General features: G+C 59.8%; 1 protein-coding gene. It reads right to left on the minus strand.

Annotated features, from left to right (window positions below):
- The coding region (locus tag G8O24_RS43555; protein ID WP_283815680.1) for a carboxyl transferase domain-containing protein at positions 1 to 244 on the minus strand (244 nt) is incomplete at both ends.

Genomic DNA, 244 nt, shown 5'->3' on the forward strand with positions numbered 1-244 from the left:
ACGATTGCGATCTGCGCGATACCCTCGCTCGACATCCGGATCTGGTTGTAAAAGATCGAGCCGAACTGCCCGTCGTCGGGAAAAATGTTGGGCTGGTCCGGCAGGTTGGCGCCGCCGGATTGCACCATGGTGATGCAGGGCAGCCGGTGTTGCCACGCAAACAACTGGGCGCGGGTATGCTTCTTCGTTGTCATGCCGAACAGCGTCCCGCCCTTCACTGTGGCATCGTTGGCGATAAGCATGC

The organism is Bradyrhizobium campsiandrae (assembly GCF_014529705.1).
GTDB lineage: Bacteria > Pseudomonadota > Alphaproteobacteria > Rhizobiales > Xanthobacteraceae > Bradyrhizobium > Bradyrhizobium campsiandrae.